The 708-nt window shown below is 57.5% G+C and carries 1 protein-coding gene; it reads left to right on the forward strand.

What is annotated here, in order from left to right; translation table 11 throughout:
- On the forward strand, nucleotides 1–565 hold a 565-nt coding region (locus NA637_RS25240), incomplete at its 5' end, for a Tn3 family transposase (protein WP_146173233.1).
- Nucleotides 566–708: the final 143 nt, after the last annotated feature.

Here is a 708-nt window from a genome sequence, read left to right on the forward strand (position 1 = left end):
CGACGTCGCTTTGATCGAAAAGCATTGGGATAGTCTGGTGCACCTGGCAGCCTCGGTCATGAGCGGACATGCCAGTGCGGTGGCAGCTCTTGCGCGGTTCGGTTCTGCCGCCCAGGGCGATCCAATCTATGAGGCTGGCGTGCAATTGGGGCGGTTGCTGCGTACGGCGTTTTTGGCTGACTACTTTGTCAAGGACGCTTTCAGGAACGAGTTGCGCCGGGTGCTCAATCGGGGCGAGGCTGTTAACGCCCTCAAGCGCGCCATTTATACCGGCCGGATCAGCCCGGCGCAGGCCAAACGTGTCGATGAAATGCAGGCTGTGGCCGATGCGTTGAGCCTGATGGCCAACATCGTGATGGCGTGGAATACCTCACAGATGCAGGCGGTCCTGGATCGCTGGTCGAACCGCCGCCAGGTCATTCCACCGGAACTGATCGGGAAGATTGCGCCCACCAGGCTGGAGAGCATCAACTTGCGGGGTGTGTTTCGCTTCCCGGTTGACCGCTATGCTGACCAAATCCTGCCTTCGCGGCCAAATGCATCGATAACTGGCACCAATGGATGAAACCGACCACGGTTTGACGCCACGAATCGCAGATTTGAAAGTGAACAGGAAAGTCAATGAAATCAACGATCTACCAACACCACCTCCGCGCCAGTGCTAGCTTTTCGTACCGTCACTTATTGCACTGAAAACGAGGAGACCCC

The organism is Stutzerimonas stutzeri (genome assembly GCF_024448935.1).
Taxonomy (GTDB): Bacteria; Pseudomonadota; Gammaproteobacteria; order Pseudomonadales; family Pseudomonadaceae; genus Stutzerimonas; species Stutzerimonas stutzeri_AO.